The sequence below is a fragment of the Mycobacterium sp. NPDC003449 genome, from assembly GCF_053588415.1.
In genome coordinates, this window is sequence record NZ_JBSFPX010000350.1 from 1 (window position 1) to 2,649 (window position 2,649).

The window sequence follows — 2,649 nt, forward strand, 5'->3', positions numbered from 1 at the left end:
GCCACAACACCCAACCCCGGCCACGACATACCGAGCACCGCCGATCAACTACCAATTTCGCAACAGCCCGCGATCTGGCGCAGGTTTGTGTCTGCTCGCGCGGGAGAAGTGGCGGTCGGCGGCCACCCGGTGAGCCGGCGCGGTCAGACCGGCACGGCGGTGGTGGTGATGTGGACCTCCGAGGTCAGGGTCTGGTGCACGGGGCACCGCTCGGCGATGTCCATCAGCCGCTGCCGCTGACTGTCGTCGAGGTCGCCGGTCAGCTCGATGTCGCGATCGATCTGATCGAGCATGCCCTTGGTGGTCTCGCAGTCGGCGCAGTCCTTCGCGTGAATTCGCGAGTGCCGCAGCGTCACTCGCACCCGCTCGAGCGGCCATCCCTTGCGGTTGGCGTACATTCGCACGGTCATGGACGTGCACGCCCCGAGCCCGGCCAGCACCAGATCGTAGGGATTGGGGCCGGAGTCGTCGCCGACGGGTTGTGGTTCGTCGGCGGTCAGTCGGTGACGTCCGGCGCTGACCTCCTGGGTGTAGGTCCCGGCCCCGGTCTCTGTCACCGTCACCTCTGTTGCCATGCCACTCTCCTTCGTCGACTCATCGGATCCCGATGGTTCGGATGGTGCCGTGAGAGTGGGGCGGCTGGTGCGCGATTTACCCGATTGGCCGCCGAGCAGACACGGCGGTACCCGAGAACGCGCATTCCGGGGTACCGCAGCGTCTGCTCGCGGGGAAGACGCGGGGAAGGGTCAGCCGGCCTCGGAGCTCTCGATATCCGGAAACCGGCGATGCAGCCGGTCGATGAGGAAGCGGGCCTGACCGACATCGCGTCGCAGCTCGGCGGCCTCGCGCCGCATGGCGCGCGCCCTGGTGGTGTGCCCGGCCCCTTCCTGTTCTGCGCGGGCGAGTCTCGGGGTCATATCGCGGATCTGGGCGCGCAGTTCACCGATCAGCTGTCGCGCCTGGGCGATGTCGGGGCGGTCCATCTTCGCATCATGTCACCGTCTACGCGGCGCCGCGCGTCCGCCGCCGCGATGGCCGGTGGTGACCGGAACGCGCGAAAGACCCCTGTTCCAGATCGGAACGGGGGTCCTTTCACAGTTGCCGGGGTCTCAGGCGGTGCGCCGGATTCCGCGTTTGAGGAGTAGCTCGCGTTCGGATTCGCTCAGGCCGCCCCAGATGCCGTAGGGCTCTCCGACGGCCAGCGCATGCGACCGGCACTGGGTGATCACCGGGCAGCTGCGGCACATCTCCTTGGCGCGCATCTCACGCTGGGCCCGGGCCCGCCCACGTTCCCCGTCGGGATGAAAGAACATCGCGGAATCGACGCCACGGCAAAGCCCCTCCATCTGCCAATCCCAGATATCCGCATTGGGTCCGGGTAACTGCTGCGGCTGAGGCATTTTGGGAAACCCCTCTCTGCGCGCCCTTTTCGTGATAAAGGACAAGCGTGAGTTGGCGGAACCGATGTGAGCACGTGTCGTCGATGACCGCTCGTGCACACAAACTAGGGGTGCTCAATAATTCTCGTCAATAGCCTGAACGTGTGCTCAATGACATAACCGCAGGTCGAGAATTTACATCACGTTCATCGAGGTGATGCGTGGACCGCGGTTGCCGTGTTAAGGGCTGCCCGAAGGCTACCTCGTTTCCGCTGTTCGCGCAGGTTGGCGGCGTGTCAGGTTTTCCCCGAGGGCAGTGGATGGTTGACACCCCATTAACATTCGAGCCATCAATTGTTAACTAATACCGATAACGCAAAAACTAATACCCGGGTCCGGCGGTATCCGGTTCTCGGGGAACCGCATTGTGTGCCCATTGCTAACCTCGCCTTCCGATGACTGCATCCCAGACCGGCCAGGCGCTGGCTACCGCCGCGTTCGGCCACGACCCCGGCCGGTGGCCGTTGCCCGGTGCGCGCACCCCCGAGGAGCGGTGGCTGCGGGCGGTGGCCGCCGGGGGACAGGGCCGCTACGGCTGCGCCCTGACCGAACTCGCCGTCATCGTCCGTGATCGGTCCGCGGGCCGCATCCTCTCACTCGCCCACAGCACGCGCGCGTCGTTCCTGCGCCAGCTGGGCGGGCACACCAGGGCCCGGGGCGCCGACGGGTTGGCCTGGGCGCACCGGGGCACCGACGCCGAAGCCGCGGCCGACGCCCTCGTCGGCCTGGCCGCCGACGCGCTCGGCGTCGGCCGGTTCGCGGTGTCGGCGCGACTGCTGGACCGTGCCAGGGCCCTGGACTGCGGGCCGCGCGGCACCGTCCGGCTGGCCTGGGTCAGCGCCGAGCTGGCGATGGCCCGCGGCGACGGTGCGGCCGCAGTCGGACACGCCGAGCGCGGGGTGGCCGCCGCGGCCGGTTACGGTTCGACGCGCCATGCCGTGAAATCGGATGTGGTGCATGCCGCGGCCCTGTGTTCTCATGGGCAGCTGGACGCGGCCCGCGCGGTCGCCGACGCCGCGCTGCCTGCCAGCGAGAAGTCCGGGCTGGTGCCGTTGCGTTGGGCGTTGGCGTGCCTGCTCGCCGATATCGGCAGCGCCGCACATGAGGCGGCCGAGATCGGCGAGATCCGCGATGTCAGCGCCGAGACGGTGCGGCGCAGAGGCGGGATGTGGTCGGGTCGCCGGTCCGGCGCGGGCCGGGTCGCACTTGA

The 2,649-nt window shown here is 68.2% G+C and carries 4 protein-coding genes; 1 reads left to right on the forward strand and 3 read right to left on the reverse strand.

Features of this window, described 5'->3' with window-relative positions; translation table 11 throughout:
* Positions 1-143: 143 nt before the first annotated feature.
* The 3 genes from ACWDTP_RS38130 to ACWDTP_RS38140 all read right to left on the reverse strand — a co-directional run bounded on the left by ACWDTP_RS38130 (position 144) and on the right by ACWDTP_RS38140 (position 1,400).
* A complete protein-coding gene (locus ACWDTP_RS38130) occupies positions 144-575 on the reverse strand; it encodes an OsmC family protein (protein ID WP_450028393.1) in 432 nt (143 codons plus the stop codon).
* 171 nt (positions 576-746) lie between these two features.
* Complete coding sequence (locus ACWDTP_RS38135; protein WP_450028394.1) at positions 747-983, reverse strand: hypothetical protein; 237 nt, start codon at positions 981-983, stop codon at positions 747-749.
* 126 nt (positions 984-1,109) lie between these two features.
* The gene (locus tag ACWDTP_RS38140; protein ID WP_450028395.1) at positions 1,110-1,400 is read right to left on the reverse strand and encodes a WhiB family transcriptional regulator; all 291 of its coding nucleotides are present in this window, start codon (positions 1,398-1,400) and stop codon (positions 1,110-1,112) included.
* A gap of 434 nt (positions 1,401-1,834) precedes the next feature.
* Here ACWDTP_RS38140 and ACWDTP_RS38145 point away from each other — a divergent pair.
* Positions 1,835-2,649 (forward strand): hypothetical protein (locus tag ACWDTP_RS38145; protein WP_450028396.1); only part of this gene is annotated, 815 nt, incomplete at its 3' end.

Coding starts and splice junctions, on each gene's coding strand:
- ACWDTP_RS38135 (WP_450028394.1), bottom strand. CDS start 983: ATGGACCGCCCCGACATCGCCCAGGCGCGACAGCTGATCGGTGAACTG.
- ACWDTP_RS38130 (WP_450028393.1), bottom strand. CDS start 575: ATGGCAACAGAGGTGACGGTGACAGAGACCGGGGCCGGGACCTACACC.
- ACWDTP_RS38140 (WP_450028395.1), bottom strand. CDS start 1,400: ATGCCTCAGCCGCAGCAGTTACCCGGACCCAATGCGGATATCTGGGAT.